General features: G+C 38.3%; 1 protein-coding gene. It reads right to left on the bottom strand.

All coding sequences use genetic code 11. From position 1 onward, the window contains the following. Nucleotides 1–362 precede the first annotated feature (362 nt). Nucleotides 363–802, bottom strand: a 440-nt coding sequence (locus ACFIJS_RS09110) for an ATP-binding cassette domain-containing protein (RefSeq protein ID WP_375651301.1), incomplete at its 5' end; no start/stop codon positions are given.

The raw sequence follows: 802 nt of genomic DNA, 5'->3' as shown, positions 1-802 counted from the left end.
GGTTTTGTTTGATTCACTATGATGGTTTGACATGAGACAATCCTATGGTATTCATGATCTCTCATGGAAAATAATGAATTATCCTTATAAATCAACGTGACGGTGCTGTTATGAAGAGAACCCCTTGCACATCTTCATAGTCCATAGAGATTAACGGGGTATCATTTTATATTCTGTATACCGATAAAGTATTTTTATAAAAATGCTCCATCTCACGCAGAAAAAACAGTCCGTTAAAACTTTAAAAAGAAAAACATCTCAATGCTTTCCCCTCTTGTTTTCATGAGAGATTCAAATTGATAAACCTATCTGAAAAGAGTACTGTTTATGCCCTTGAAGATACTTCTCTTTATAATGATCACTTATTCGGGTGAAAATTGGAGTTTTACCAAGTAGGCATAGACGCCATTTTTTGCCACAAGTTCTGCATGGGTTCCTTCTTCCACAAGAGAGCCTTTATCTACTATTACGAGAATACGATCAGCTTTTAAAATTGTTGCCAAACGATGTGCAATGACCAAGGTTGTACGATTTTGCATCAATCCTTCTAAGGCATCTTGCACTAACTTTTCACTGTTTGCATCTAAAGCGGATGTTGCTTCATCAAGCAGTAACAGGGGTGCATTTCTTAGAATTGCCCGTGCAATACCAATGCGTTGTTTTTGCCCCCCAGAAAGCATGGTACCACGTTCTCCTACTTGCGTATCCAAGCCGTCTGGTAAAGCTTGAATAAATTCAAGTGCATTAGCCGCTTTAGCGGCAGCAAGAATGTCCTCTTCATGGGTATTTTCAGTTCCAAAAA

Source organism: Bartonella sp. OT172YNZD, from assembly GCF_042193725.1.
In the GTDB taxonomy this organism is placed as follows: domain Bacteria; phylum Pseudomonadota; class Alphaproteobacteria; order Rhizobiales; family Rhizobiaceae; genus Bartonella; species Bartonella grahamii_A.
This window is presented reverse-complemented; position numbering and strand designations above follow the sequence as displayed.